The organism is Gillisia sp. JM1 (assembly GCF_000424645.1).
Classification (GTDB): Bacteria; Bacteroidota; Bacteroidia; order Flavobacteriales; family Flavobacteriaceae; genus Gillisia.
Genome location: NZ_KE384218.1, coordinates 2037406 through 2063474, shown reverse-complemented (window position 1 = coordinate 2063474; position 26069 = coordinate 2037406). Strand labels below are relative to the sequence as shown.

Below are 26069 nucleotides of genomic sequence, written 5' to 3'. Positions count from 1 at the left end.
ATGAGGCATTTATGAAGCGTGTTAACGAATACAAGAAATTATTTAATGTTGAAAAAGGTTACGATCTTAAGCAATTAAAGACTTCTTACAGAAATTTGGTAAAAGAATGGCATCCAGATAAATTTCAGGAGAGTGATGAAAAGCACGCGGAAGCTGAAATTAAAAGCAAACAAATTATTGATGGTTACCACTTTCTAGTGAGTATAGCTCCAGAGACTAAGGCAGCCAATCTTGAAGAATACAACAAAACCACCTCTGAAGCTGGAATTGCCGATTTCCAACATAAAGGAAATTTATTGGAAATATCTTTCACAGATGGAACTACTTACGAATATTTTGGAGTAAACAAACCTTTATTTGTAAAGCTTGTTAATTCTGATAGACAATTCAGATTCGCAAAAAGAAACATTTTTAATTCTTTCCTTTATAGAAAGTCTAAGAAAGATCAAGAGCTTCAACCAGCATAAGTTTAATAGCTCATTGAGATTTTAAATCCCCGAGGTTCATATTTAAAAAAATATTGTTAATTCCAAAAGCACTTGCTGTTTTTGGAATTTGCTTTTTATATCAAGTTAATAATAGCATATAATGCATTGTGTAGAAACTTGAAATTAATCATCTAATTAAAGAATCATTACGCATGAATAAAAAGGCGATCTATGCCATTATAATATGTGCCATTCTTGCGGGAGCCAATGGATTGCTCATAAAATCTATGACTAGCCTTAGTACCGGAACTATCGCCTGGTTTAGAACGGGAATTCCAATCTTGATCTTGATCCCTTTTTTGTGGAAAGACGGAGAGCTGCATTTTAAAGGAAATAATAAGAAGATGTTACTCGCCTCTTTGATAAATGCCGCGAGAATGTATCTCTATTTGCTTGCTTATATCTATACGTCTATAGGAAATACCGTTGTGCTTTTTTATACCTATCCCATTTTTGTTACTGTTATTGAAGCTATTGCTTTCAAACAAAAAATAGAGCGGAAACAAACTTTATTGTTATTACTGGCTTTTACCGGAATTGTAATCACCTATATTGGCAAACCATTCAGTTTTCAATCAAGCGATTTTATTGGAATGCTTGCAGCTGTAGGAGCTTCAATTGGATATGCGATAACAGTTGTGTTATTTAAGGCAGAGAATGCAAGATATAGTAAGAACCAAATGATTTTTTATCAGAATATATTGGGCGCTATTGTTTTCATACCTTTTTTAACTGCAATCCCTTCAGCTACTTTACCAGATCTGGGGATTGGTGTTTTCTACGGATTTCTAATAGGAATCGTTGTTTTTAAACTCTTCTTTTTCGGACTCAAACAATTATCAGCTGCTACTGCAACTACACTGATGTATTTAGAGGTTGTTAGCGCCATCTTAGTGGGATATTTTGTACTTGATGAAGCAATCACCTGGAACATTCTTTTAGGAGGTAGTTTTATAGTAACCAGTAGCTATTTAATTTCTAGATTGAATAAAAAGGAATAAACTTTACGATTAATCTTGTATATCATTAAAAACCACCTTAAAATTAAATTTTAAGGTGGTTTTTCGTTTATTCCAAATTCTTATTACCTTTATAATCTAAAAAAAACAGGATGTGTCTCTATCTAAAAAAGAAAAGGTATTATTTCTATCCAAATATGTAAACGCCTAATAACCAAGGGTATTATAAAAAATCACATCTTCATAATTGTTAAAGTAAGGCTAAATAGCTATCTATTTAAAACCGCCCAGATCTTATATGCGTTTATCTAGACACATATAATAATAACAAATCAACAATTATGAAAACTAAAAACATTTTTAAAGCATTTTTATTCGTTTCAATTCTTTCATTGGGAGCATGTTCATCTTCTAAAGACAAAGCCATGAAAGATAACATGAATATGTCTAAAGACATGACCGTTATGGTTGGGGGTGCAGCAATGTATCCAACAAAAAACATCATTGAAAATGCTGTGAATTCTAAAGATCATACAACTTTGGTTGCTGCTGTTAAAGCTGCAGATCTTGTAAGCACTTTACAAGGGGATGGCCCATTTACTGTTTTTGCTCCAACAAATGCTGCATTCGATAAATTACCAGCGGGAACTGTAGCAACTCTTTTAGAGCCTGAAAATAAAAAGCAATTACAAAATGTACTTACTTACCATGTTTTAGCTGGAAAATATTCTTCTACGGATATTGTAAATGCTATCAAAAAAGGAAATGGGAAAGCAATGTTTACTACCGTTAACGGTGGAATGTTAACTGCAATGATGAAAGGAAGTAACGTAGTTATTACAGATGCTAACGGAGGAACTTCTATGGTTACTATTGCAGATGTAAATCAGTCTAATGGAGTGATACACGTAGTAAATACGGTTATGTTACCTAAATCATAATTCAATTTCTTATATAAATAAAAAGCGACTCTTTATGGGTCGCTTTTTTATTCTAAGTAGTTTCCTTTTCAGCTTTAATACTGATTAATAAAGATTTAGCATTAATTTAAGAAAGGACAGAGAAGGTTTTGCGTACAAAGAATAACAGAACTTTAAAAAAAAAGAATCTATGGTCAAGCATAAGAGATACTTCCTCATGGCTCGGGAGGAAAATTCTTTTAAAGATTTCGAGGTAAGGCTTGGTTAATTAAACCCTCAATGAGGGATTAAAATAATAATTATGAAAAATATAATTTCAAAATACAGCTTCTTCACTTTTGTAATATTTTTTGCAATATCTCAAGTATCTTGTCAGAATACCCAGAAAAAAGGAATGTCTAAAGATAATATTTCAGTAAATGCAGAGACTGCAATAAATAAAGATTTTCCTAAGACAAAATCTGATAGTGAATGGAAAGCGGAGTTAACAGCAAATCAATATGAAATTTTGGTTAATAAAGGAACAGAACCACCTTTTCAGAATGCCTTTTATAATAATCATGAAGAAGGGGTTTATGTGAGTGCGGCCACAGGTGAGCCATTATTTGATTCTGAAACCAAATTTGATTCGGGAACCGGCTGGCCATCTTTTAGCGAACCAATTAATGATGATGCAGTTATTTGGGTAAAAGATAATAGTTTAGGAATGGTAAGAAATGAAGTGATAGAAAAATCTACTGGCTTGCATTTAGGGCACGTATTTATGGATGGTCCAGCACCAACACATATTAGATATTGTATCAATTCTGCGGCTCTTAAATTTATTCCCAAGGAGTAATTTAAAGCTATTTCGAGCGGAGTCGAGAAATCTTTAAACCTAGAGATTCTTCAATCCGTTTTACTTCCTTCAGAAAGACAAAGCATATTATTTATTGTCATCCCGACAAGGGGAGGTAACTCTATACTAAGATCCTTCGACAGTCCCGATAATTATCTGGATGTTTTTCAGGATCTACTTATAAATACTTTTAATAGTAGAAGCTAAAACAATTCCGATAGCTATTGGAAAAGCTTTACGAGAAATAGTGCCATCTCAAAATGATTTATATTATGTTGCAATAATACCTTTTCGAGCGGAGTCGAGAAATCTTTAAACCTAGAGATTCTTCAGTCCGTTTTACTTCCTTCAGAAAGACAACGCATATTGTTATTGTCATCCCGACAGTAGGAGGTAACTCTATATTAAGACCCTTCGACAGTCCCGATAATTATCTGGATGTTTTTCAGGATCTACTTACAAATACTTTTAATAGTAGAAGCTAAAACAATTCCGATAGCTATTGGAAAAGCTTTACGAGAAATAGTGCCATCTCAAAATGATTTATATTATGTTGCAATAATACCTTTTCGAGCGGAGTCGAGAAATCTTTAAACCTAGAGATTCTTCAATCCGTTTTGCTTCCTTCAGAAAGACAACGCATATTGTTTATTCTCATCCCGACAATAGGAGGGATCTCTATACTAAGTTCCTTCGATAGTCCCAAGACTTTTTTTTAAAAATTAATATCAATTGAAATATATTAATCGTAATATTGCTATATAATAATAAAGCAGGATGGGAGTTACAAAATCTGAAATCTTTACAGAGCAACAAAACAAGATCGCACTTATTGCTAAAGCTTTTGGGCATCCTGCTAGAGTTGCAATTTTACAACATCTATTCAAGATGCAAACTTGTATTTGTGGAGATCTAGTTAATGAAATTGGTTTAGCACAACCAACAATTTCCCAACATTTAAAAGAGCTTAAAAACTTGGGGCTTATTAAAGGGAATGTAGAGGGCACAAGTGTATGTTATTGCATTAATCCAGACAAATGGAATGAGGCACTCGGCACATTTAAGGAATTCTTGGAATTACAACCTGCTAAACAAAACCAGTGCAAATAGATAAATAAGCATAATATCAATTTTAAAATTAAGAGCTATGAAACTGTCAGAAATAAAAGAAACACTCAAAAATTTAGAAAGCATTGCCTTTGAACTTCCTGACGGCAGTCTAGTGCCACGACATTTTCATACAACAGAAGTAGGTAAAGTAACTAAACACTTTATAGATTGCGGCGGAATAGTTAGGAAAGAAGAAGTAGCTAATTTTCAGCTTTGGGAGGCAGATGATTACAATCATAGACTTCATCCTGAAAAATTAGTACATATTATAGAGCTTTCAGAAAAAATATTTGAGATGGAAGCTCTCGAAATAGAAGTAGAGTACCAAGGTGAAACCATTGGAAAATACGGATTGGATTTTAAAGGTGAGAATTTTCTATTAACTAACAAATTGACAGATTGTCTTGCCAAAGATAAATGCGGAATTCCTTCAGAAAAAACTAAGGTAAATTTATCTTTTCTGACAAAAGAAGAATCAAATTCATGTGCCCCTGGATCTGGTTGTTGCTAGTAGTAATAAAGATATCATTCAAAGATGACACAACTTATAAATTAGAAAATGACACTTCCCAAAATTGAAGCTATAATAAATTCTTTAGATGTTAACTCCATTTCTAACGAACGCAAACAAGTATTAGCGCCATTAGTAAATTATACACAATCCAAGGTAAACACAAAAAGTGAGGTAAGATTAAATTTTATTTGTACCCATAATTCGAGAAGAAGTCATTTCTCTCAGGTTTAGGCTCAGACAATTGCTGCTCATTTTAAGGTTGATAATGTAGTTTGTTATTCGGGTGGAACAGAGGCTACCGCATTATTTCCAATGGTTGCTGAAACCTTTCAAAGATCAGGATTTAAAATAGATGTTCTTGCAGAAGGGACTAATCCTATATACAGCATAAAACACTCCGATAATAAACATCCGATTATTGGTTTCTCTAAAACCTATGATTCGAACTTTAATCCAAGTTCAGAATTTGCAGCTATCATGACCTGTTCCCATGCCGATGGGAACTGCCCAATGATTACAGGAGCAGAGAAACGATTTCCTATTGCTTTTGAAGATCCAAAAGTGTCAGACGGAACTCAGGAGCAGGAAAGTGTTTATAAGGAAAGAAGTTTACAGATAGCTACTGAATTGAAGTATGTTTTTTCTAAAATATAAGTTCAGCTTTAGCTCAATAAAAATGCCTACAAATACTAGTATTTGCTGGCATTTCTTTATATGAGATAGATTAAAATTTAAAATTCAAGTATAAGTCTTTAAATCGGGCTCTAATTTATGAATATAGATATCTCCGAAATTTTTTCTAACTGTTTCTATAATTTACACCATCAAATTCTCCTCGGTCATAAAAGTCGTCATCATTTGGATCGTGCTTATTAGAAGAGTCTTTTTTTTCTCTTTTGGTATCATTGGTGGAGTCACTGTCCTGATTTTGATCTCTCCTTTTTCTTTCTACTTCTAATTTTTTACGCTCTTCTTCCAGCTTTAATCTTTCTTCCTTTAATTTTTGTCGCTCCAATTCCAGCTTGCGGCGTTCTTCACTCCACTCAGCATCAGTGTTTAAATCTCGTTGAATATGATCTTTATCTGTATTATATGGAGATTCTTCGTGAGTATGTGAATCCTCATGAGTTTGCTGATTGCCATGTCTATCTCTATCCCGATTATAACTATCCATAACAGCTACTTCATATTCCCGATCTACATTATCACCGGTTTTGAATCTTTTGGTTTCTGCAAAGGTTTGGTGGTCTATACTTTCGGTATTTACGTATTTTTGATCTTCATTAATGTTTACCATTCCTATTGTCACGATAACGTGATTTTCCCCCTCCTTGTTTACAAACTCCCGAATATCTGAATTCTGGGAATTACTATAGGGATCATAATTCGCATCTATGATGGTTTTATCGACCTCTACGTCCAGATAAACCACTCTCAATAAATTCTTATTCACTAAGAGATTATCAACTTTTCCAATAACTCTGTTATCATGATCTTTCACTGGCCATCCACGTACATCTGCGTAATGACTGTCTACTTTATAATCTGATAATTCGTCGAGATAGTATAAATGTTTCTTCTGTTCTTTCATGATTTTAAAATTTTTATGGTTATAGATATTATGAAAGGAATCAAGAGTCTTTCCTTTTTTTCATAGAAGGCACTCAATTCATATTCGATTTTAATTTAATCAGATATATAATCTGATGAATTAAGAGTAGGCTAAAGAAATATTTTCAGGAATCTTAAAACTAAAACTCTTAGCAATAAATTTCCTGAATAATTTACTACGAGTATTCAGTAATTGGTAAATTAATCATTCTATTATGCTGAAGATTTGTAGAAGTCACTTCCTCAAACTCTGTTGCATTATCATCTGTAAATTCATTTTCATCTGTATCTCCATAGAAGAATAAAAAGAATAGCCCTCCAATAACTATTAAAAAAAGAAGAATCCAAGGCCATACTGGTGTCTTTTTGGTAATTTTTATTTCAGCCATAATATATTTTGATTGATTAATAGTTTATTAAAATTACAGAGATGGAATTGTAATTTTAATAAAGTTCATATAAACTATTGTTAATTAAGGCCTAACAACTTCAACAAGGTATGAGATGAGAAATTGACCAATTAAAATTGATTTCTACAGACCTACAAAAGAACTGTATGAAAACTATAAAATCTAGAATGAATTTAAAGGCTGGAGTATAGTTTATGCTTAATATTGCACTTTATTTAAAACACAAAATTCATGGAAAAAACTCCAAACAAATTACTTATTGTACTGGCTTTTTTTTCAATTTATGTTATCTGGGGCTCTACATATCTTTTAAATAAAATTGCTGTAAGCGAGTTAGCTCCCTTTATGCTGGCAGCTATAAGGTTTATTACTGCGGGGATTCTAATATTTGTTCTTTGTAAGTTTTTAGGGATAAGCCTTTCTGTTACTAAGAAACAGTTGAAAAACACCATAATTGCCGGATTTCTGTTTCTCACTTTTGGAAATGGGATCGTGGTTTGGGCTCTACGGTTTGTAGACAGTGGATTTGCTGCATTGGAGATCTCTGCACAACCCTTAATAGTTTTATTACTATTACGTGTTTTGGATGGTAAGAAAATAAAAACCATGTCTTTGATTGGGGTTGGATTAGGAATTATAGGAATGTATCTTTTGGTAAGTCAGAAGCAAATAATAAGTGATGGCGATTCTATAATTGGAATGGGAATGATCTTTTTATGTTTAGTAAGCTGGGCCTACGGAAGCATTTTTGTGAGTAAAGCAGATTTGCCTGCTAATTATTTTGTAAATACTGGTTATCAAATGATTTCAGGAGGGATTATGCTGATGCTTGCTAGCTTTGCGTTTGGAGAATCTTGGTCGCTCCCTACAACCTGGAGTGGAGAAGTACAGATCTCTATGATCCTGTTAATTCTCTTCGGAAGTATTGTAGCCTTTACATCTTTCAATTATTTACTGAAAGTTGTTTCGCCAGAGAAAGTTGCTACTTCTACCTATGTAAATCCAATTATTGCAATGAGCTTAGGCTGGTATTTCTTGAATGAACAAATTACACTTCAATCTTCTATTGCTGCTCTTGTTCTTTTAACCGGAGTATATTTTATCAATACCAAAAAGAAATTAATTCTTTTAGCAAGGTTTAAAGGTCGATTAAGACCAAAAAAAGTGGAGATAGAATAAAAAAAGCTCTTTTGTAATATCATTTGGGCTTCATAAATTAAATCACATAATTAGCTTTAAATGCGGAGTTCTTTAGAAAAAATTGCTTTAGGTGGAGGGTGTCATTGGTGTACCGAAGCTGTTTTCCAATCTTTAATTGGAGTTGAAGAAGTAGAGCAGGGCTATGTGGCGTCCAATGCTGATAATTCAAGTTTTTCTGAAGCTGTGGTTGTACATTTCAATTCAGAAGTCATACCTCTTAAGCGACTTATAGAAATTCATCTCTACACTCATAGAAGTATATCCATGCATAGTATGAGAGGAAAATATAGATCTGCTGTTTATACTTATTCCAAAATTCAAAAAGAAAAAGCTATAAAGATTATTGAAAATCTCCAACCAGATTTCAATAATAAGCTTATCACAAAAGTTCATTCCTTTGAAGCATTTAAAGCCTCCAGAGAGGAACTTCATAATTACTACCTCACCGATCCTCAAAAACCATTTTGTAAAACATTTATAGCGCCAAAACTTAAAATGTTACTGGGGCAATTTTCAGAAAATATAAAATCTGATTATAAAAATTAAACAGTATAAGGATCTATCTTATACATAAAGCAAAAGGGTTTAAAGAACTAAGTTCCCTAAACCCTCTTTTATTTGATATAATTGTAATTTAGAACTCTTGTACAGTAGGTCTAATTACAATCTCATTTACATCTACATCATCTGGTTGCTCAATTGCATACGCAATAGCACGAGCAATAGAATCAGAAGGAATTGCTTGTTTGTAAAATTCTTTTACGTGTGCAGAACTTTCTTCATGAGAACTTCCATGCTTTAATTCAGATTCGATAGCTCCGGGCTCTATAGAAGTAGTTCTAATAGCACCTCCAACTTCATGTCTCAATCCTTCAGTTATTGCTCTAACAGCATATTTGGTTCCGCTATAAACAGTACCTCCCGGGCTAAAAACTTTAATTCCTGCAACAGAAGATAAGTTTATTATATGTCCAGAAGATTGATTTTGAAATATTGGCAATACTGCAGCAATTCCGTAAAGCACTCCTTTAATGTTAATATCAATCATTTTATCCCATTCCTCAACTTTAGTTTCAGAAAGAGGAGCAATTGCCATTAAACCAGCATTATTAATCAACACATCAATTTTACCAAAAGCAGAAACAGCTTTGTCAACCAAAGCTTTTACATCTGCAGCCTTGGTTACATCAGTCTTTAAAACTTCAGCCTTTCCACCGTTCTCTCGAATTTCTTTTGCGATTTTCTCTAAATTCTCTATTCTACGAGCTCCTAAAACTACGGATGCTCCTTTGCTTGCTAAATGTCTTGCTGTTGTTTCTCCTAAACCACTACTTGCTCCAGTAATTACAACAACTTTTCCTTTTATATTATGTTCCATTTCTATAAATTTTAAGTTTAACTATTAAATTCTGATGCAAATCTAGGGGAAAGAAAGTGCTTTGAGGCAGTAGAATTAGAGATTAGGATTAGTTTAACCTCATCGATTGACCTACATCAATTTTAATTCTTAAAACCGACTTAAATTCATCTTGAGTTTTTATAATCACGTTATGAACTTGAGTTGGCAAGAGTAATTAGATTTGAAATTCGGTGAAATGAGATCAATCCTCTTCAGCAGAAAAAAATATCAAGCAGCAGCAGGGATAATTATAAAGTAAGTTCCAATTTGCTTAGTTATCAATTGCCTATTCTTTTAAAAGCATCCGTAATTTCATTATTTTTAGCATGACAGAAAGTACTAACTGCAGCTCATGATAATTGAATTTATTGCTGATTCAGCATTTAGCTTTCAATTCAAAACACCTTAATTTTTATTATGACTTATTTTACTGAAGATTTTTCGCAGTTTTTCATGGATCTGGCTGGAAACAATAATACCGAATGGTTTCATGCGAACAAACCACGCTATGAAAAAAGTGTCAAAGAACCTTTTGAGATTTTTATAGGCAAGGTCATAGAAGAGATAAGCAAATTAGATCCTGAGTATCAAATAACTCCTAAAGAATGCATTTTCAGACTTCATAGAGATGTAAGATTCTCTAAGGATAAATCTTCCTATAAATTATTCTCCTCTGCAGTTATATCGCCAAAAGGAAGGAAAGATAAAAGCTTACCCGGGCTTTATCTTAGATTATCTCCAGAAGATATTGGAATTATGGGAGGTTGTTACAATCCTTCCACTTTACAACTTCAACAAATTAGAACCGCAATAAGTGCAGATCCAAAGGCATTTCGGGCCTTGATAGAGAATGAAGATTTTAAAGAAAGATTTGGTGAAATTAAGGGAGATGTTAATAAGCGGATTCCGAAAGAATTTCAGGAAGCATTTAAAGTTGAACCTCTTATTGCAAATAAGCAGTTTTATTATGGAATTACGCTGCCGCCAGAAATAATTACCCATAAAAATTTAGATACTTTGGTACTAGACCATTGGAAAACTATGCAACCTCTTAATGATTTCCTCACTGAAGCTATTACTGAAGATGGCTTATAACATGTTTTCAAAGTAGAACTCAGCAAGAATATTTCTATACTAAATTTAAAAGCCCAAAAATAATAGTCTTTTTTGAAGTTAAATATTATTTTTATACTTTACTGTAATTCAGTAAGCAATTGCTGTTTGTTTTAATATTAAAGGCGATTTCCTTTCTATTAATTTTAATAGTTAATCAAACATTTGAAAAAGAACACTCATGGAACTTGTAATTTATATAGTTATTGGAATTGTTATCGCTGTAGTCATTTACCTTTTAGTTACAAAAAGTTCAGTATCTCAGGAACATGAGATCAATAATGAAAAGAACAAGAAAACGCAGTTTAATCCTGAAAAGGTTACTGGATCAAAGCCCAATAAAGAAAAAAGTGAGGTTGAAGAGAAAGAGAAAAAAACTTAATTTCAATATTTACTGTATAAAAAATTAAAGTATAACTGATTCTTTTCAGAGTTTTTGCTTGGTAGTGATTATATGAAAACGGAAAAATTGCAATAAATATTCGAGGATTATTTAAAAAATTGAATGCAGTGATAATGGGAGTAGAGGAAAAAATCCGACAATTGCCAATAGGATATTCCAAAACCATGTATGAAGAAAAAACTTATGGCATTACCAGAAAAGATTTCAATAAAGGCAGAAGCATAAAAGTTTATGCTGAAGAACTTGGTGGTAAAAATTATATAAGCTTTAATTTTTATTCTACTCGAACTTCAGAAAGTATCAAACCTTGTGAAATGGAAAGGCAAAAAATCATTCATTTTTTAATGAACCATGAACCCATAATTGGTTAAGACTCTATATTTATAAGGACTTTTACAGTAAATAATGGTGAAGAATAATTCTTATATATATCTTAGAAAAAAAGAAACAACATGAATATTACTTTAGAACAAGCTTAAAAAATAATAAATTCTGCTTTAGAGAAAGCAAAACAAATGGATTTGAAAATGAATATTGCAATTGTGAATGCTGGAGTTAATCTGGTTGCTTTCGCAAAGATGGATGACGCCTGATTAGGGTCTATCGATATATCAATAAAAAAGCAGAAACAGCGAGATATTTCAATATGCTAACCGATCAAATTGGAAAACTTTCGCAACCCAGCGAATTCCTATTTAATATCGAACATTCTAATGGGGGCTTAATTAGTTTTCCTGTTGGAATTCCTATAAAAAATTCAAAAAATGAAATAATTGTTGCTATTGGTGTTAGTGGTAGCAGCGTAGAAAACGATCATAAAGTTGCTTCTGCCGGTATAGAAAAATTTTAACTAGTAATTTAAAAATTTGTTTTGAAATAAAAAAACGCAATATCAATATTGCGTTTTTTTTATGGGTTTAAATTGATGATAGAAAACATACGAGTTTCAAAAAGCATTCTCTACTAAATAGTTGTAGGAGAGTTGAATTAGTGTTGCAGAAAATATTGATTAGATATTAAAAAATCCTTTTAACCAACTGGATTACCAGGTCGATACTAAAAGACAAAGTAAACATCTAATGTGCATATTTCGATCGATTATTGAATTTTCTCTCATTTTTTGTAACATAAGACAATAAAACGGGTCTATTAGATACATCAATCATCCAATAAATGAAATTACCTTTTCTAAGCATCATCATGCTTTCCATTTGTATTAGTGCAACCGCACAAGAAACTAAAAAACAACTTCAAATTAAAAGAGCGGAAGAAGCTCCAAAGATAGACGGGGTCCTCAATGATCCTGTCTGGGCAGATGCACAGGAAGCAGTAGACTTTATCCAATTTAGGCCAGATATGGGTGTAAAAGAAAATCTGGAGAATAGAACCGTGGTTAAAATGGCTTTCGATAATACAGCCTTATACATCTCTGCACATTTATACGATGATCCTACAAAGATATCCAAGCAGCTTTCTAGCCGAGATAATTTTGGAAATGCAGATTTCTTCGGATTTATAGTAAACCCTAATAATGACGCTCAAAATGATACAGAATTCTTTGTTTTTGCTTCTGGAACCCAAGCCGATGCTATTTCTAATCCAAGTGTAGGTGAAGATTTTGGCTGGAATAGTGTTTGGAGCAGTGCAGTAGAGATCGTGGACGATGGTTGGATCGTGGAGATGAAGATTCCATATCGTTGTCTTAGATTCGATAATAATAACATAGAGACTTGGGGAATACAATTCCATAGAAGTTTTAGAAGGGATGAAACTCAATATACCTGGAATCCTATAGATATTTCCAAAGGGAATATTGGCTTATACCATGGAGAATTAAATGGGTTGAACGATCTGGATCCTCCAACAAGACTTTCCCTTTATCCATTCGTTTCAACTGTTCAAAATAATTTTGATGGTGTTTATGAGTCTAACTTCAACGCCGGTTTAGATGTGAAATATGGTCTTACCGAAAACTTTACATTAGATGCTACGCTTATTCCAGATTTTTCACAAGCTGGATTCGATAATATCACCTTGAACCTTGGACCCTTCGAGCAGACTTTTTCTGAACAAAGACAATTTTTTACTGAAGGAATAGATCTTTTTTCTAAAGGAAATTTGTTCTTTTCAAGAAGAGTAGGAAGCGCGCCAATCACAGACCCTGTGACTTCTGAAAATGAAGAGGTGGTGGATTTTCCAGAATCGGTGAAAGTGCTAAATGCAATTAAGATTTCTGGAAGAACAGGAAATGGACTAGGCTTAGGCTTTTTTAATTCCTTTACAGAAAAAGCAGAAGCAACCATTGAAAATATAGAAAGTGGAGATAGAAGGAGGGAAGTGGTAGAGCCTTTTACCAATTATAATATTATGGTTATAGATCAGCAGTTTAATGGGAACTCCTCTATTGGGATCATCAATACGAATGTAACCCGGGAAGGATCTTTTAGAGATGCAAATGTTACCGCGATCACGTCAGATATAACTAATAAGAGAAATACTTACCAGATTCGTGGAGATATAAAAATGAGTAACATCAATTTGGAATCTGGAACTCTAACAGGTTTCAGCACTTTTGTAGCTGCACGTAAAGCGCATGGGAATCTTAGATATAGCATAGATTATAGTTATGCAGATACCAAATTTGATCCTAATGATCTTGGTTTGCAGTTTAGAAACAATTATAATGATCTAGGAATAGATATTAATTACAGAACTTTTGAACCTTCCGGTATCTGGAACCGCTATTTCGCTAATTTTTATGTGAATTATACAATGCTGGCAGAACCAAACACCTTCACAGGATTTGGATTGGGATTAAGCGCTAACGGAACTACAAAAAAATTGTATGGGATAGGTGCGAACATCAATTTACTTCCCGGAAAGCAATATGATTATTTTGAACCTAGAAAAGCAGGAAGCTATTTTATTAGAGAAAATGGGGTGAATTTTAATGGCTGGTTCAACTCAAATAACAATAAAAAAGTATCGATTAATGCCAATATTGGTGCTGAATCTTTACTTGAAGACGGACGAGATTATTTTGATTATTGGTTTGGAATTGGACCTCAAATACGTTTCAATGATAAATTCATGATCTCTTATTTTTTCTCCCGAGACCATTATCTAGGAGATAGAGGTTATGTAACTCAAGTAGATGATGATGTAATTTTTGGAGATCGGGATAGAGAAGAGATCGAACAAACTTTTAATGCGAGTTATAACTTCAATCCTAATCATACCTTATCACTCACTCTAAGAAATTACTGGGGAACTGTGAAGTATGATGATCAATTATTTAGTTTGCAGGATAATGGACGAGTTACTAATACTACAGGCTATACCACTACTAACATTCCAAATAATCCAGATATTAATTTCTCTACCTGGAATTTCGATCTTGGCTATTCCTGGCAATTTGCACCGGGAAGTTTTGTAACTGCGCTATACCGTAATCAGTTATTCAATTTTGATACTGCAGCTCGAGATTCTTACACACAAAGTATAGATACCTTGTTTAAGCAACCTATAAACAATGTGTTTTCTTTAAAGCTTCAATATTTCCTAGATTATAATCAGATCGCCGGAATATTTAAAAAATAGCTCTTTTTAGATATTACTCAAAACGAGCGGAAAGAGAAATTCAATAGCTGGTTTTTTTTATAAGAAATTGAATTATCATTTTGAAAATTGTTTAAAGTGGGATTGGGTTTTAAAAACTACATTTGCGCTTCGAGAAACATAGCATAAGATTCAGTTGGTTTTAGCTGAAATTTAAGCTGAGTTCCAGCTTAAATATTGGTCATGGAGAAGAATGAAACAGAAATAGAAAGAGCGATCACTTCCGCAGAAATTGAAAGTTGCATTGCGGTTTTGTCCCAATTGGTAGAAGATACAGATCAGATCTTCGATATTCCTAAGGAACAAAGAACCGAACTTTTAAAAGTAGCCGGAATGTTTTCCAGACCCAATCGCGATGAATTTTCCCGAAGAAAAAAGGATGCGAAAAAGGCATCAAAACGCAAGCAAGAAGCCAAGGATAAAACTGCACGTAAAGAAACTGGAATCCGAAATGCTCGTGAAGCCTCAGTATTTGTAGCTCCCAAATTGCTTCCTATGGCTCACTTAACCAATAAAGTGAAACTAGAGCTGGAGACAGCTAGAAAATGTTATGTCTGCAAAACGGAATTTACTAGAATGCATCATTTTTACGATTCTATGTGTACCTCTTGTGGCGATTTTAATTACGCCAAGCGTTTTCAGAATGCCGATGTAAAAGGACAGGTAGCGGTAATTACAGGCTCCCGTTTAAAAATAGGATATCACATAAGTTTAATGCTTTTGCGTGGTGGGGCAACAGTGATAGCAACTACACGATTTCCTGTAGACTCTGCTTTGAGATTTTCTAAGGAAGAAGATTTTACCGAATGGGGTCACCGATTAAAGATCCACGGACTCGATCTTAGGCATATTCCAAGTGTGGAGATCTTCTGCAATTTTATAGGGCAAAAATATGAGCGATTGGATATCCTTATTAACAATGCTGCGCAAACCGTAAGAAGACCTGCAGGGTTCTATCAGCATTTGATGCCTAATGAAGAACGCCCAATTGGTGCCTTGCCAGAATTCGCTCGAGATCTTTTAGGAGATCATAGTAACTGTCTAGAGGAGCTAAAAGTGTTCAAACCAATAACTTCATCCAATACCAATATGCCGGTAACCTGGCATGGGCCTGAGCCTGGAATTGGATTGCGAGCTTCAGCCAAATTATCTCAGATCCCTTATAGTTTTGACAATACTTTGGTTGCTAAAGAAGTATTTCCAGAGGGAGAATTGGATGCCGACTTGCAACAGGTGGATCTTAGAAAAACAAACTCTTGGCGCCTAAAACTTGGTGAAATTGAAACTACAGAAATGCTGGAAGTTCAACTGGTAAATTCAGTTGCTCCGTTTGTGTTGTGCAATAGGCTTTCAGAAATAATGAAAAAGGACAATACTGGGAAAAAGCACATTATAAATGTTTCAGCCATGGAAGGAAAATTCTATCCAGGTTTTAAGGAAGACCGGCACCCACATACCAATATGGCAAAAGCTGCTTTAAATATGCTCACTCATACTTCTGCCGGGACTTTAGCAAAAGATGGGATCTTTATGAATGCGGTAGATACAGGTTGGGTTACAGATGAAGATCCAGCAGCCTTAGCAAAGTTGAAACAGGAGCGTGACGATTTTCAGCCGCCTTTAGATATTGTAGATGGCGCGGCAAGGGTTATGGATCCTTTATTAGATGGGATTAATAGTGGAAAACATTGGTGTGGAAAATTCTTAAAAGATTACAGGCCTATTAACTGGTAGTAAAGTTTCTATTAGTTGAAAACAACATTTTCATGATCTTTATCGGTCTTGGGTTACAAATTTAGCGAAGAGTAGGATGAGTTCTTGTCGACATAGATGTGCTATTACTTGGTGTTCTTTTACTCAATTGCCCACTAATTTATGATATCCGTCGTTATACTGCGCTATTTTCTAAGGGCTTGATATTATTAAACTCTTTTTCTTTTAAAGATTTTTCTTCTTCTAAATCATAGTCATCTTGCAAGCCTAACCAAAACTTAGCGCTTGTTCCAAAAAACTTTGATAGGCGTAGAGCCGTGTCTACCAGTTATCCTTCTTCTTTTCTTTAGTATTTCGCTGATTCGTGTTTGAGGAACAAAAGTTTCTTTGGATAATCGATAAGCACTAATTTCCAATGGATCTAAAAATTCCTCTTTCAAAATTTCTCCGGGATGAATGTTATTTAATTTTTTCATATCTCATTTTTTTAATTTAATGGTAGTCGACAATTTGAACTTCAAAAGCATTATCATTTTCCCATTTAAATAGTATTCTCCATTGTTTATTAATTTTAATGTTACTAAAGCCTTCTAAATTTCCACTCAACTTTTCTAAATGATCAGCAAGAGGAATTCTCAGATCATTTCTATTTTGAGCAGTACTTATCATTCATTTGTACTTTTCCAATCCGGTTGACTATAAACTATTTAATTCAGCTAATTTATCTAGTAACAGACTTCTATAATTTTCCATATAATCAGGGAATAATGCATTGCGAAAACGCCATGATTTATGAAAACCATCATCATTTTTAAATTCTAAATAAAATCCTCCATTTGCATTTGTGCAATCAGTACAATCCAAATATCCATTTGGTTCATTAAATATTTCATTAGGTAACTCAATTATTCAGGATTTATAATCTCGATAATCTACGTTAGTCATCAACTGATAGTTGCCTCCAAAAAAAGTATTCTCAGGGTAATTAGAATCTATGTCCTTATATATTTTTCCATTATCTATTTTATATATATCAGAACAACCTCCTTCACAGCTTGAATCTGAAAACCAGCCAAAAATGAGTATTCCATTTCTTTGCGTGTTTTCTTCTGTAGTTATATTATCATCTACGGAGTTGCATCCAGAAAGGATGAAAAATACTAATAAGCTTAATATAAAATACAGGTTTTTCATTTCAGTTTATTGTTTTAAATTTAGTATTGTCCTATAAAAAAAATCAGGATTTCGGTGAGGCTCGAAGTAACGCGAATTAAGACTGTTTTCAATGTTTAGGAGCTTGCTATTGGAACACAGAATTATTTTTTCCTTTTTGAAAAATTTATATAGAATAAAATATTGATTTTCAATTAGTTGGAATAAAGTCTTGCGTCTTGAATCTAGCAGCGCAGCAATCTTATATCTTTTGTCGGACGACAATGATTTAAATTATTGCTGACTTTTTTTTTCGTTATTAAAGTCAAACCTAGTTAAAATTAAAATACGAAATCGGAAAAAGTTATGAGGTTCAACTTCTAACATGTTTAGGACCAAGCCCTTAAGCTAAGGCCTCAACCGAGAATAGCATAAAAACGAGGAATTACCAGAAGCGGTTAAAAAGCTAATCTCCGAAAGATATAGAAATAATAAGATCACCGAAGTGGAGAGAGTAGATAGTGCAAAAAAAGGAGTTTTCTATGATGTGGAATTCAAGCAGAAAGGCAAAAATAAGGATGTGGAATTTAGAGAAGATGATACTCTTATAAGCTGAATTTTTATCAATCAAAAGACGATTTGATGCAAAATATTCGCTTGCCTATCTATTAAAATAGTTTAAGTCAGAAAATTGAGATGGGAACAAATCTTTCTAATTAAAAAAATCTTAGTAGATTAGAGTATATTTTTTAATTTACTGTAAAATAAAATTCATAAATATGGAATATGTTTCTATAGCGTTACAACTTATCGTAGGTCTTAGTATCCTCAATGTTTGGCTTATTCAGTATAATAAAAACTCACAATGGCGTGGAGGTAATGCAACAACAATTAAGGAGGAATTTGCCGTTTACGGATTACCTCAGTGGAGTCTTTATGTAATAGGGTTTTTAAAAGTAGCTCTGGCTATTGTGCTTATTTGCGGTATATGGTTCCCAGAACTTATAGATCCGGCAGCATTAGGCCTTGCATTTCTTCTCACAGGATCTGTTTTGATGCATATTAAGATTAAAGACCCGATTAAAAAATCTTTTCCGGCATTTCTATTTTTAGTGCTATGCTTAATACTGGTTTTTATATCATAAGTTTTCCTATTTATAAGCTCAATATTAATGCTATAGCAATATAGGCGTTTATTACAGAATAGATAATAGAAGGTGCAGATTGAATAAAACTGTCTCTGATCCTCAAGCGTACCCCGAACCCCAATAACATTAGTATGGATAAACCTACTGCAGCTGCAATACTTAAATAAGGAAGGAATAAATAGCCAAGCCCAAGTCCAATGGCTCCTATAATTTGTAATGCTCCAATAAGATTTAAATGATCGCTGAGTCCATAACGAATAAATTCAGTTCGCATTTCCGCTGTGAAAAAACAGCTAAATCCGAAAAATAAAAACGATAATGTTGAAAATATTACCAAAAAAGTTAATAAGGTCATTGTATCTATATAGTAAATGAGTCTGCTATGGGGCTAATACGTTTTGCAAATCTAATCAATCCTTAGGTAATTACTTAATTTATCGTTTAAGACTAGGAAACACATTCTGAGTATTTAAAATGGTTTTACTTTTAAATTAGATGTTTTTATGAAATTTGGACAAACCAGGAAATTTGTAAAGAACATATGAATAATTTGCACTTAGCTATTTTTGTACAAGAAACTGAAGAAGCTTTGGAAGATTTTAAATCATATGAATTGGCGCTAATAACGTAAAGAAAACTAAAGCCAGCATTAAAATTATATTGAATCGATTAAACATAAAATTATGAAAGCAATAGGATTTAAAAAATCACTACTAATATCAGAGAAAGAAAGTTTCATTGAATTTACTACAGAAAAACCATCTCCTAAAGGATATGATCTGTTAGTAAAAATTCAGGCAAACTCTATAAATCCGGTAGATTATAAAATACGAAAGAACGCAGCAAAAGACGAAGTTTTAAAAACTCCAAAAATTATTGGTTGGGATGCTGTAGGAATTGTAGAAGCAGTAGGAGAAAAGATCACTAAATTTAAGGTGGGCGATGCTGTTTTTTATGCCGGAGATATTACCAGAAGTGGGAGTAATGCAGAATTTCAATTGGTAGATGAACGTATTGTTGGTAAAAAACCTAAAAACCTCAGTATTGCTGAAGCTGCTGCCATGCCATTAACAAGTTTAACAGCCTATGAAGCTTTGTTTGATCGAATAAGAATAGATCCTAAAAAAGACAAAGGCAAGTCGGTATTGATATTGGCTGGTGCTGGAGGAGTAGGTTCTATCGCGATTCAGTTGGCTAAAAAATTAGGAGACTTAACCGTAATTGCTACGGCTTCTCGAGAAGATTCTATAGAATGGTGTAAAGATTTGGGAGCCGATTTCGTAGTTAATCATTATAATTTAAAGGAGGAATTAGAAAAAATTGGTCATAGTCAGGTAAACTATATTTTAGATTTTGTGGACCTGGAAGCATATTGGGAAACTGCAACAGAGATCATTAAACCACAAGGACATATTTTATCTATTACAGGTAGTAGTAAGCCTTTAAATCTAGATCTGCTAAAAAACAAAAGTGTCACCTTTTCTTGGGAATTAATGTATACCCGATCTATGTTTACCACCGAAGATATAGAGAGACAACACGAGATCTTAAATCATATCGCAGACCTTCTGGACAACGGCACTATAAGATCTACCTTGAATACTACTTTAAATGGTTTTACCGTAGAGAACTTAAAAGAAGCGCATAGACTACAGGAATCTGGTAAGTCTATTGGTAAAACGGTAATTTTATTTTAAGCTACTTTTTTTGAATAAAAAAAATACTGTATGTCCGCTTTTGTTCCAGTAAATAGTTTTTTATTAATTAATTACAGGTTGTTACCGTCATGCTGAACTTGTTTCAGCATCTCAAATATGTGGTATAAGACCCTGAAACAAGTTCAGGGTGACGCGACCATTTCAGATAGGATAATTTGGTCACTGGACTCTAAACGGATATACAAAAAAAAAACAGAAAGCGTTCGTATAAAGTTGAATGGACTTTGAAGGGAAATCTTTAAAGGCTATTGAATATTTACTCCACATTGCAGAAGACCATCTAATGTTCTCACATACCGAATAAATCTGTCCTGAAAATTATGAATCTGTTGCTTATGAATTTATTTATTCTGTCGAAAAAGAAATTTTGGAAACCTTGAGATGCAAAACAGCAGATACCCAAACTGAAGCCTCTAAGAATACGAAATCTTCTGTAGATGCTTTATTGAAACAAGCCAAATTCATCAAATTCGTGAATGAGGCCTTTAAGCGTTGTAAGGTAATTGCTGCCGATGGAGAAGGGGAGCGCTTGTTAAAAGCCACTTTTGTAAAAGACCATATGAAAGATAAAGCTGTTCATCTAAATGATAAACCAGAATCCTTTAAAAAAAGTATGGCAAAACACCGCAACTGGGACCGAAGACCCGTAACAGATTCTATTCCGATATAATTTTATTAAATCATTCTATATTTAAAAGCCATCCGAAAGGGTGGGTTTTTTTGTTGATCTATTTTGAAGAGAATAGGTTGAATATTCTTGACTTAAAATTTTTAATTTGAAATCAAAAAACAATTAAAAAACCCCAAGAAACCTAAATTTCCCGGGATCTATTATTGCAATAAAAAATCTTATTTCTTAGAAGGATCTACCGCATCAGATTTAACACTATACTGGTTTTCTTGATATTCTTTACACATAGCAGCAAAATCTGTTGGTAAGATGGTTCTAAAATCGTGTGAAACTTGAGGGATCACTTCCACCATTTTATCTATCATCTCTTGAGGATCAAACTGGTTTTCATCCATTTCATTGGCGGCAGCTTCAATATTTTTTCTAGGCGTAAAATGGAAGTCTTCATCAAACCATTGCGCATAGTTATCGTACATTCTGTCATTAAAACCTGTATCGTATGGCTCAGGATTTATAGTCGCAACAGAAAGCCCCATTGGGGTTAATTCGTCTCTTAAAGATTGCACTATAGATACAAGCGCATGTTTGGAGGCATTATAAGATCCTAAATATGGTGAAGAAGTTAATCCTGCTACTGAAGAAACGAAAACTAATTTTCCGCTTCCTTTTTTAACCATTTTTTTAATAAAGGTTTGTGAGAATTCCAGATTGGAAAACACATTGGTTTCCATTACTTCATGAATTAGATCTACAGGCATTTCTGAGACTGGCCCAGAATGACCTATCCCGGCGTTATTCACCAATATATCTATATCATATTCCCAAGCTTTCTGGCAATCCATGGGATCCAAAATATTTAATTTTATGACCTCAATATTATCTTCTAAGCCAGCTTTTTTTATGTCTTCTAATAACCTTGATTTCTGTTCCCAATTATTAACTCCAGCAATAATTTTATGTCCTTTTGCAGCAAGGCCTAATGCAACCCCTTTTACTAATCCTGATCCTGCACCTGTAATTAAAATTGTCTTCTTAGTCATTTGCTCTTTATATTACTAAATGATACAGAGAACTAACTAAGTCTCTTTAATTTTACCATGCGTTGGGATTGTAATTAACTAGACTTTAAATCTTATAAGAAATCTACATGCGGACTTTTCCGCTATTTTTTATATAGCTCTCACCTCTAAATTCGTATACAAAATAATCTTTGATCAAACCATCAGTAGAATAAATATTAACAAAAAAAACCCAACTTAATACTAATATTGAAACCAAATCCTGAGAGCTATCGTATCTTGGACGAAACTACTATGAGGTTACCTGCTAGCAAACATCCTTACATAAACAAAAGTGGATTGCAGGAATATCTAGAAAGTTTAAAACAATTACTTAAGCATCATTTGGATACACTTAACAATAAATTATAGATTATGGGTGAAATAGCCACTTCAAAAAGTCAGATTACTTTGTATTACAATTCTGAATCGGGAATAGCAAAGCAAACTTTAGCCTATGCTAAATCCGAAGGATTACCTATTCAGGAAATAGATATCTTAAAAACGAAAATTACCGGAACTCAAATTGTAGAGCTTGCAGCTAAGTTAAATATGGAAGTGGAAGACCTAGTAAATCAAGAACACTCTTCTTATAAATCACAATTTGAACATCATAATTTCTCGACAGACGATTGGATAAAAATGATCCAACACAATCCGGAAATTATGAACCAACCTATTGCCTTAAGAGGCGATATTACTATTTTAGTAAAAACTCCAACGGATATTATTAATATATAGTTTCTCAGTTCATGAATAGTAAATCAACTAACAAAGCTATCTACATTACCACGACAGAACCGAACAGCGGTAAGTCCATTGTCTCCTTAGGATTAATGCAAGCGCTATTAGGGAAGGCAGCAAAAGTCGGCTATTTTAGGCCTATAATTGACGACTTTGAAATTGGGAAAATCGATAATCATATCAATACAGTCTCCACTTATTTCAATTTGGATATTAATTTTAATGATGCTTATGCTTTTACACGAAGTGAAGTTATTAAAATGAAAAACTCCAATAAAGACGAGGAGATAATAAGAAAGATTATTGAAAAGTATAAAGCTATTGAAGAGCGGTTTGATTTTGTCTTGGTTGAAGGTACTAGTTTCGTTGGTGAAGGATCTATTATAGAGTTTGATATAAATGTGTTGATCGCCAAAAATTTAAATGTTCCAGCAATCATTTTAGCTGGTGGAGTTGGAAAAACTTTGGATGAATTTGTGGGGAACCTGCAAATGGCTTTTGATTCTTATAAGGATAAAGGTGTTGAAGTATTATGCGTTATTGCTAATAAGGTAGAACCAAAAAATCAGAGCTTAGTAATTTCTGAATTGGAGAAACACTTACCTTCAGAAGTTATTGTCAATGCCATCCCTCTAAATCCTATTTTGGCATATCCGTCGATCAAAGAAATTGTAGATGTTCTCGACGGGAAAGTACTGTTTGGAGAATCTTATATAAACAATCAAGCTGGTAATTTTAGTGTTGGAGCAATGCAATTGTCCAATTATCTCAAACATTTAAAAGAAAATGGTTTGGTGATTACACCTGGTGACAGAGCAGATATTATTCTGGGAGCTCTACAAGCACATATTTCAGATAACTATCCATCTATATCTGGAATATTACTAACAGGCGGATTGATTCCTGAAGATTCAATTATTAAACTTATTGAAGGATTATCAGACATTGTTCCAATTGTTTCAGTGCAAGGAGGGACATTTTCGGTGACCAATTCTATTGGGAACATAAAATCGCAGATTTATGCGGAGAATACTCAAAAGATAACTACCTCCATCCAAGACTTTGAAAAGTATGTAAATGTTGATGCTTTGGTAGAAAGACTTATTACATTCAAAACAAATGGAATTACACCAAGAATGTTTAAGTATAACTTATTAAATCAGGCAAAATCAAAGAAAAAGCATATAGTTTTACCTGAAGGAATGGACGAGCGAATTTTAAGAGCTACAAAACAGTTAATTGATCTGGATGTTGTAAAAATCACTTTGCTTGGAGATAAAAAACAAATAGAAGAAAAAATTGCGATGCTTGAAATAGCTCTGGATTTGAATAGCATTAATATTATAGATCCTATTGAATCTGAACATTTTGAGGAATATGCAAAAACCCTCTTTGAACTTAGGAAACATAAAAATGTGAATATATCCATGGCTAAAGATCTCATGGAAGATGTTTCTTATTTTGGTACCATGATGGTTTATAAGGGCGATGCAGATGGGATGGTCTCTGGAGCAGTTCACACTACACAACATACCATATTACCGGCACTTCAGTTTATAAAAACGATACCAGAGGCTTCCATTGTTTCTTCCGTGTTTTTTATGCTTTTGGAAGATCGCGTTTCAGTGTATGGAGATTGTGCCATTAATCCCAACCCTACATCAGAGCAATTAGCTGAAATTGCCATTTCATCTGCTGCTACAAGTTTGGCTTTTGGAATTGAACCTAAAATAGCAATGCTCTCTTATTCTTCTGGTACTTCGGGAGTGGGAGAAGATGTGGAGAGGGTTAGGAAAGCAACAGAAATTGTTAGAAACAAAAGACCAGATCTCAAAGTGGATGGTCCTATTCAATACGATGCAGCGGTAGATATTAAGGTGGGTAAATTAAAGCTTCCAGATTCTGAAGTTGCGGGACAAGCCAATGTCTTTATTTTCCCAGATCTTAACACTGGAAATAATACCTATAAAGCAGTGCAGCGGGAAACCAAAGCACTGGCCATTGGACCAATTATTCAAGGTTTGAACAAACCAGTTAACGATTTAAGCCGAGGTTGTACTATAGACGATATTTTTAATACCGTTATTGTTACGGCAATACAGGCACAAGATGTTCAAAATAAAAAAGAAGCATGAATATATTGGTAATTAACTCTGGAAGTTCCTCTATAAAATTTCAGTTAATACAAATGCCTTCCGAAGCATTATTATGCAGTGGGTTGATAGAGCGGATAGGTGAAAAAGATGCCATTCTAAATTATAAAACAAATACTGTAAAGCTTCAGCAAACAGATAATATTCCTACGCACAAGCAAGGGCTCAACAAGATTGTCGATTTACTGCTTGATTCTAAAAATGGGGTTATTGAGAACATCAAAGAAATCGAGGCGGTTGGACATCGTGTTGTACATGGAGGAAATTCATTTTCTAATACTGCCTTAGTTACTCCTGAAGTGAAGCAAAAAATTCAAGAATTTGCTGTTTTAGCACCTTTGCATAATCCTAGCAATCTTGAAGGTATCTTGGTAGCCGAAGAAGATTTTCCTTTCGCAAAACAAATTGCTGTTTTTGACACTGCTTTTCATCAAACAATTCCTGAAAAGGCCAAGAAATATGCGATTCCTAATTATTTATATGATGAACACAACATTCAGGTCTATGGTTTTCATGGAACAAGTCATAAATATGTTTCTGAAAAGGCCATTGATTATCTGCAATTAGAAAAATCAAAAATTATAAGCATTCATTTGGGCAATGGTTGTAGTATGACCGCAGTTGTAAATGGAATAAGTATAGACCATAGTATGGGTTTTGCTCCTTCTAATGGACTCATTATGGGTTCACGAAGTGGTGATATAGATCATTCTATAATATTCTATTTAACTAATAATTTGGGTTATAGCTTGGAGGAAGTAAATAATCTCCTAACTAAAGAAAGTGGAATGCAAGGTCTCACCGGTTCCAATGATCTAAGAGATATAGAAAAGGAAGCTGAAAAAGGGAATTCAGAATGCATTTTAGCCTTAGAGATGAATGCTTATCGAATTAGAAAATTCATTGGTACTTACGCTGCGGCCATGAACGGCTTGGATGCTATTATTTTTACCGCAGGAATTGGGGAGAATTCCAGTATGATAAGGAAGCTTGTTTGTACAGATATGGATTTCTTCGGAATTGATTTAGATGAGACAAAAAATGATCAGAAATCTCAAGAGTTACGTGAAATCAATACAATTTCTTCTGAAGTGAAAATATTAGTTATCCCAACCAATGAAGAATTAGAAATTGCGAAGCAGGCTTTTCAATTGCTTAATTAATTTCCT

Annotated in this window: 28 protein-coding genes and 2 pseudogenes; 22 read left to right on the top strand and 8 right to left on the bottom strand. The window is 33.6% G+C overall.

Going from position 1 to position 26069, the window contains the following annotated elements:
- Positions 1 to 11: 11 nt before the first annotated feature.
- The 7 genes and pseudogenes from H033_RS0112700 to H033_RS20240 all read left to right on the top strand — a co-directional run bounded on the left by H033_RS0112700 (position 12) and on the right by H033_RS20240 (position 5483).
- Positions 12 to 467: a J domain-containing protein gene (locus H033_RS0112700; protein ID WP_026838642.1), complete on the top strand. Its 456-nt coding sequence runs from the start codon at positions 12 to 14 to the stop codon at positions 465 to 467.
- Between the two features lie 173 nt (positions 468 to 640).
- Positions 641 to 1489 (top strand): DMT family transporter, encoded by an 849-nt coding sequence (locus H033_RS0112695; RefSeq protein WP_026838641.1) that lies wholly within the window; start codon positions 641 to 643, stop codon positions 1487 to 1489.
- Between the two features lie 299 nt (positions 1490 to 1788).
- Positions 1789 to 2388 carry a fasciclin domain-containing protein gene (locus H033_RS0112690; RefSeq protein ID WP_026838640.1) on the top strand — a complete coding sequence of 200 codons (600 nt, stop codon included), beginning with the start codon at positions 1789 to 1791 and terminating at the stop codon, positions 2386 to 2388.
- Positions 2389 to 2668: 280 nt separating this feature from the next.
- On the top strand, positions 2669 to 3205 hold the full coding sequence (gene msrB / locus H033_RS0112685) for a peptide-methionine (R)-S-oxide reductase MsrB (protein ID WP_081661851.1): 537 nt from the start codon (positions 2669 to 2671) through the stop codon (positions 3203 to 3205).
- A 777-nt stretch (positions 3206 to 3982) separates the two neighbouring features.
- A complete protein-coding gene (locus H033_RS0112680) occupies positions 3983 to 4315 on the top strand; it encodes an ArsR/SmtB family transcription factor (RefSeq protein WP_026838638.1) in 333 nt (110 codons plus the stop codon).
- A 37-nt stretch (positions 4316 to 4352) separates the two neighbouring features.
- A complete protein-coding gene (locus tag H033_RS0112675) occupies positions 4353 to 4826 on the top strand; it encodes a DUF6428 family protein (protein WP_026838637.1) in 474 nt (157 codons plus the stop codon).
- A 48-nt stretch (positions 4827 to 4874) separates the two neighbouring features.
- Positions 4875 to 5483, top strand: a pseudogene (locus H033_RS20240) (low molecular weight phosphatase family protein).
- 145 nt (positions 5484 to 5628) lie between these two features.
- Here the strand turns inward: H033_RS20240 and H033_RS21645 are convergent.
- Positions 5629 to 6420, bottom strand: coding sequence for a hypothetical protein (locus H033_RS21645; RefSeq protein WP_051227911.1), 792 nt, complete (start codon positions 6418 to 6420; stop codon positions 5629 to 5631).
- A gap of 196 nt (positions 6421 to 6616) precedes the next feature.
- Complete coding sequence (locus H033_RS20230; RefSeq protein WP_034886211.1) at positions 6617 to 6829, bottom strand: hypothetical protein; 213 nt, start codon at positions 6827 to 6829, stop codon at positions 6617 to 6619.
- A gap of 252 nt (positions 6830 to 7081) precedes the next feature.
- Here H033_RS20230 and H033_RS0112655 point away from each other — a divergent pair, with 252 nt between their 5' ends.
- Both H033_RS0112655 and H033_RS0112650 read left to right on the top strand, forming a co-directional pair.
- Complete coding sequence (locus tag H033_RS0112655; protein WP_026838636.1) at positions 7082 to 8029, top strand: EamA family transporter; 948 nt, start codon at positions 7082 to 7084, stop codon at positions 8027 to 8029.
- Positions 8030 to 8089: 60 nt separating this feature from the next.
- The gene (locus tag H033_RS0112650) at positions 8090 to 8596 is read left to right on the top strand and encodes a peptide-methionine (S)-S-oxide reductase (RefSeq protein WP_026838635.1); all 507 of its coding nucleotides are present in this window, start codon (positions 8090 to 8092) and stop codon (positions 8594 to 8596) included.
- 88 nt (positions 8597 to 8684) lie between these two features.
- Here H033_RS0112650 and H033_RS0112645 read toward each other — a convergent pair whose 3' ends face one another.
- Positions 8685 to 9428 carry an SDR family oxidoreductase gene (locus H033_RS0112645; protein ID WP_026838634.1) on the bottom strand — a complete coding sequence of 248 codons (744 nt, stop codon included), beginning with the start codon at positions 9426 to 9428 and terminating at the stop codon, positions 8685 to 8687.
- 438 nt (positions 9429 to 9866) lie between these two features.
- Between H033_RS0112645 and H033_RS0112640 the strand changes: the two genes are divergently transcribed.
- The 7 genes from H033_RS0112640 to H033_RS0112615 all read left to right on the top strand — a co-directional run bounded on the left by H033_RS0112640 (position 9867) and on the right by H033_RS0112615 (position 16317).
- Positions 9867 to 10544, top strand: a complete 678-nt coding sequence (locus H033_RS0112640; RefSeq protein WP_026838633.1) for a DUF2461 domain-containing protein — start codon at positions 9867 to 9869, stop codon at positions 10542 to 10544.
- A gap of 199 nt (positions 10545 to 10743) precedes the next feature.
- On the top strand, positions 10744 to 10944 hold the full coding sequence (locus H033_RS0112635) for a hypothetical protein (protein WP_026838632.1): 201 nt from the start codon (positions 10744 to 10746) through the stop codon (positions 10942 to 10944).
- 134 nt (positions 10945 to 11078) lie between these two features.
- Entirely contained in the window at positions 11079 to 11336 is a 258-nt protein-coding gene (locus H033_RS0112630; RefSeq protein WP_026838631.1) for a hypothetical protein, read from the top strand.
- Positions 11337 to 11480: 144 nt separating this feature from the next.
- The gene (locus H033_RS22520) at positions 11481 to 11558 is read left to right on the top strand and encodes a hypothetical protein (protein WP_410503527.1); all 78 of its coding nucleotides are present in this window, start codon (positions 11481 to 11483) and stop codon (positions 11556 to 11558) included.
- Positions 11559 to 11611: 53 nt separating this feature from the next.
- A complete protein-coding gene (locus tag H033_RS22395) occupies positions 11612 to 11815 on the top strand; it encodes a GlcG/HbpS family heme-binding protein (protein WP_316928641.1) in 204 nt (67 codons plus the stop codon).
- 323 nt (positions 11816 to 12138) lie between these two features.
- Positions 12139 to 14565 carry a DUF5916 domain-containing protein gene (locus H033_RS0112620; protein ID WP_026838630.1) on the top strand — a complete coding sequence of 809 codons (2427 nt, stop codon included), beginning with the start codon at positions 12139 to 12141 and terminating at the stop codon, positions 14563 to 14565.
- A 201-nt stretch (positions 14566 to 14766) separates the two neighbouring features.
- A complete protein-coding gene (locus H033_RS0112615) occupies positions 14767 to 16317 on the top strand; it encodes an SDR family NAD(P)-dependent oxidoreductase (protein ID WP_026838629.1) in 1551 nt (516 codons plus the stop codon).
- Positions 16318 to 16471: 154 nt separating this feature from the next.
- On the opposite strand, the pseudogene H033_RS20220 reads toward H033_RS0112615, so the two are convergent.
- The 3 genes and pseudogenes from H033_RS20220 to H033_RS0112595 all read right to left on the bottom strand — a co-directional run bounded on the left by H033_RS20220 (position 16472) and on the right by H033_RS0112595 (position 17490).
- A pseudogene (locus H033_RS20220) lies at positions 16472 to 16772 on the bottom strand (HigA family addiction module antitoxin).
- Between the two features lie 16 nt (positions 16773 to 16788).
- Positions 16789 to 16965: a type II toxin-antitoxin system RelE/ParE family toxin gene (locus H033_RS20215; RefSeq protein WP_034886209.1), complete on the bottom strand. Its 177-nt coding sequence runs from the start codon at positions 16963 to 16965 to the stop codon at positions 16789 to 16791.
- 240 nt (positions 16966 to 17205) lie between these two features.
- Positions 17206 to 17490, bottom strand: a complete 285-nt coding sequence (locus H033_RS0112595) for a hypothetical protein (protein WP_026838628.1) — start codon at positions 17488 to 17490, stop codon at positions 17206 to 17208.
- Between the two features lie 737 nt (positions 17491 to 18227).
- Here H033_RS0112595 and H033_RS0112585 point away from each other — a divergent pair.
- The gene (locus H033_RS0112585) at positions 18228 to 18593 is read left to right on the top strand and encodes a DoxX family protein (RefSeq protein WP_026838627.1); all 366 of its coding nucleotides are present in this window, start codon (positions 18228 to 18230) and stop codon (positions 18591 to 18593) included.
- Positions 18594 to 18603: 10 nt separating this feature from the next.
- Here H033_RS0112585 and H033_RS0112580 read toward each other — a convergent pair whose 3' ends face one another.
- Positions 18604 to 18951 carry a DoxX family protein gene (locus tag H033_RS0112580; protein ID WP_026838626.1) on the bottom strand — a complete coding sequence of 116 codons (348 nt, stop codon included), beginning with the start codon at positions 18949 to 18951 and terminating at the stop codon, positions 18604 to 18606.
- A 328-nt stretch (positions 18952 to 19279) separates the two neighbouring features.
- On the opposite strand from H033_RS0112580, the gene H033_RS0112570 reads away from it, so the two are divergent.
- Both H033_RS0112570 and H033_RS0112565 read left to right on the top strand, forming a co-directional pair.
- The gene (locus H033_RS0112570; protein ID WP_026838625.1) at positions 19280 to 20293 is read left to right on the top strand and encodes a zinc-binding alcohol dehydrogenase family protein; all 1014 of its coding nucleotides are present in this window, start codon (positions 19280 to 19282) and stop codon (positions 20291 to 20293) included.
- Between the two features lie 397 nt (positions 20294 to 20690).
- A complete protein-coding gene (locus H033_RS0112565) occupies positions 20691 to 20984 on the top strand; it encodes a hypothetical protein (RefSeq protein ID WP_231367613.1) in 294 nt (97 codons plus the stop codon).
- A 179-nt stretch (positions 20985 to 21163) separates the two neighbouring features.
- Here the strand turns inward: H033_RS0112565 and H033_RS0112560 are convergent, their stop codons facing one another.
- Positions 21164 to 21985, bottom strand: a complete 822-nt coding sequence (locus H033_RS0112560) for an SDR family oxidoreductase (protein ID WP_026838623.1) — start codon at positions 21983 to 21985, stop codon at positions 21164 to 21166.
- A 393-nt stretch (positions 21986 to 22378) separates the two neighbouring features.
- Between H033_RS0112560 and H033_RS0112555 the strand changes: the two genes are divergently transcribed.
- From H033_RS0112555 to H033_RS0112545, 3 genes are read left to right on the top strand one after another with little or no spacing between them, the layout of a single operon-like run.
- Positions 22379 to 22744, top strand: a complete 366-nt coding sequence (locus tag H033_RS0112555) for an arsenate reductase family protein (protein WP_026838622.1) — start codon at positions 22379 to 22381, stop codon at positions 22742 to 22744.
- An 11-nt stretch (positions 22745 to 22755) separates the two neighbouring features.
- Positions 22756 to 24882 carry a phosphate acetyltransferase gene (pta, locus tag H033_RS0112550; RefSeq protein ID WP_034886206.1) on the top strand — a complete coding sequence of 709 codons (2127 nt, stop codon included), beginning with the start codon at positions 22756 to 22758 and terminating at the stop codon, positions 24880 to 24882.
- Positions 24879 to 26063, top strand: a complete 1185-nt coding sequence (locus H033_RS0112545) for an acetate/propionate family kinase (RefSeq protein ID WP_026838620.1) — start codon at positions 24879 to 24881, stop codon at positions 26061 to 26063. The genes pta and H033_RS0112545 overlap by 4 nt, the downstream gene beginning before the upstream one ends.
- Positions 26064 to 26069: the final 6 nt, after the last annotated feature.

Bases quoted from the DNA above. Each gene is read 5' to 3' on its own strand.
- msrB (WP_081661851.1), top strand. From the start codon at position 2,669: ATGAAAAATATAATTTCAAAATACAGCTTCTTCACTTTTGTAATATTT.
- H033_RS0112650 (WP_026838635.1), top strand. From the start codon at position 8,090: ATGCGGAGTTCTTTAGAAAAAATTGCTTTAGGTGGAGGGTGTCATTGG.
- H033_RS0112680 (WP_026838638.1), top strand. From the start codon at position 3,983: ATGGGAGTTACAAAATCTGAAATCTTTACAGAGCAACAAAACAAGATC.
- H033_RS0112615 (WP_026838629.1), top strand. From the start codon at position 14,767: ATGGAGAAGAATGAAACAGAAATAGAAAGAGCGATCACTTCCGCAGAA.
- H033_RS22520 (WP_410503527.1), top strand. From the start codon at position 11,481: ATGGATTTGAAAATGAATATTGCAATTGTGAATGCTGGAGTTAATCTG.
- H033_RS0112545 (WP_026838620.1), top strand. From the start codon at position 24,879: ATGAATATATTGGTAATTAACTCTGGAAGTTCCTCTATAAAATTTCAG.
- H033_RS0112635 (WP_026838632.1), top strand. From the start codon at position 10,744: ATGGAACTTGTAATTTATATAGTTATTGGAATTGTTATCGCTGTAGTC.
- H033_RS20230 (WP_034886211.1), bottom strand. From the start codon at position 6,829: ATGGCTGAAATAAAAATTACCAAAAAGACACCAGTATGGCCTTGGATT.
- H033_RS0112555 (WP_026838622.1), top strand. From the start codon at position 22,379: ATGGGTGAAATAGCCACTTCAAAAAGTCAGATTACTTTGTATTACAAT.
- H033_RS22395 (WP_316928641.1), top strand. From the start codon at position 11,612: ATGCTAACCGATCAAATTGGAAAACTTTCGCAACCCAGCGAATTCCTA.
- H033_RS0112630 (WP_026838631.1), top strand. From the start codon at position 11,079: ATGGGAGTAGAGGAAAAAATCCGACAATTGCCAATAGGATATTCCAAA.
- H033_RS0112690 (WP_026838640.1), top strand. From the start codon at position 1,789: ATGAAAACTAAAAACATTTTTAAAGCATTTTTATTCGTTTCAATTCTT.
- H033_RS20215 (WP_034886209.1), bottom strand. From the start codon at position 16,965: ATGATAAGTACTGCTCAAAATAGAAATGATCTGAGAATTCCTCTTGCT.
- H033_RS0112645 (WP_026838634.1), bottom strand. From the start codon at position 9,428: ATGGAACATAATATAAAAGGAAAAGTTGTTGTAATTACTGGAGCAAGT.
- pta (WP_034886206.1), top strand. From the start codon at position 22,756: ATGAATAGTAAATCAACTAACAAAGCTATCTACATTACCACGACAGAA.
- H033_RS0112675 (WP_026838637.1), top strand. From the start codon at position 4,353: ATGAAACTGTCAGAAATAAAAGAAACACTCAAAAATTTAGAAAGCATT.
- H033_RS0112585 (WP_026838627.1), top strand. From the start codon at position 18,228: ATGGAATATGTTTCTATAGCGTTACAACTTATCGTAGGTCTTAGTATC.
- H033_RS0112560 (WP_026838623.1), bottom strand. From the start codon at position 21,985: ATGACTAAGAAGACAATTTTAATTACAGGTGCAGGATCAGGATTAGTA.
- H033_RS0112580 (WP_026838626.1), bottom strand. From the start codon at position 18,951: ATGACCTTATTAACTTTTTTGGTAATATTTTCAACATTATCGTTTTTA.
- H033_RS0112570 (WP_026838625.1), top strand. From the start codon at position 19,280: ATGAAAGCAATAGGATTTAAAAAATCACTACTAATATCAGAGAAAGAA.
- H033_RS21645 (WP_051227911.1), bottom strand. From the start codon at position 6,420: ATGAAAGAACAGAAGAAACATTTATACTATCTCGACGAATTATCAGAT.
- H033_RS0112595 (WP_026838628.1), bottom strand. From the start codon at position 17,490: ATGAAAAACCTGTATTTTATATTAAGCTTATTAGTATTTTTCATCCTT.
- H033_RS0112700 (WP_026838642.1), top strand. From the start codon at position 12: ATGAAGCGTGTTAACGAATACAAGAAATTATTTAATGTTGAAAAAGGT.
- H033_RS0112655 (WP_026838636.1), top strand. From the start codon at position 7,082: ATGGAAAAAACTCCAAACAAATTACTTATTGTACTGGCTTTTTTTTCA.
- H033_RS0112640 (WP_026838633.1), top strand. From the start codon at position 9,867: ATGACTTATTTTACTGAAGATTTTTCGCAGTTTTTCATGGATCTGGCT.
- H033_RS0112695 (WP_026838641.1), top strand. From the start codon at position 641: ATGAATAAAAAGGCGATCTATGCCATTATAATATGTGCCATTCTTGCG.
- H033_RS0112620 (WP_026838630.1), top strand. From the start codon at position 12,139: ATGAAATTACCTTTTCTAAGCATCATCATGCTTTCCATTTGTATTAGT.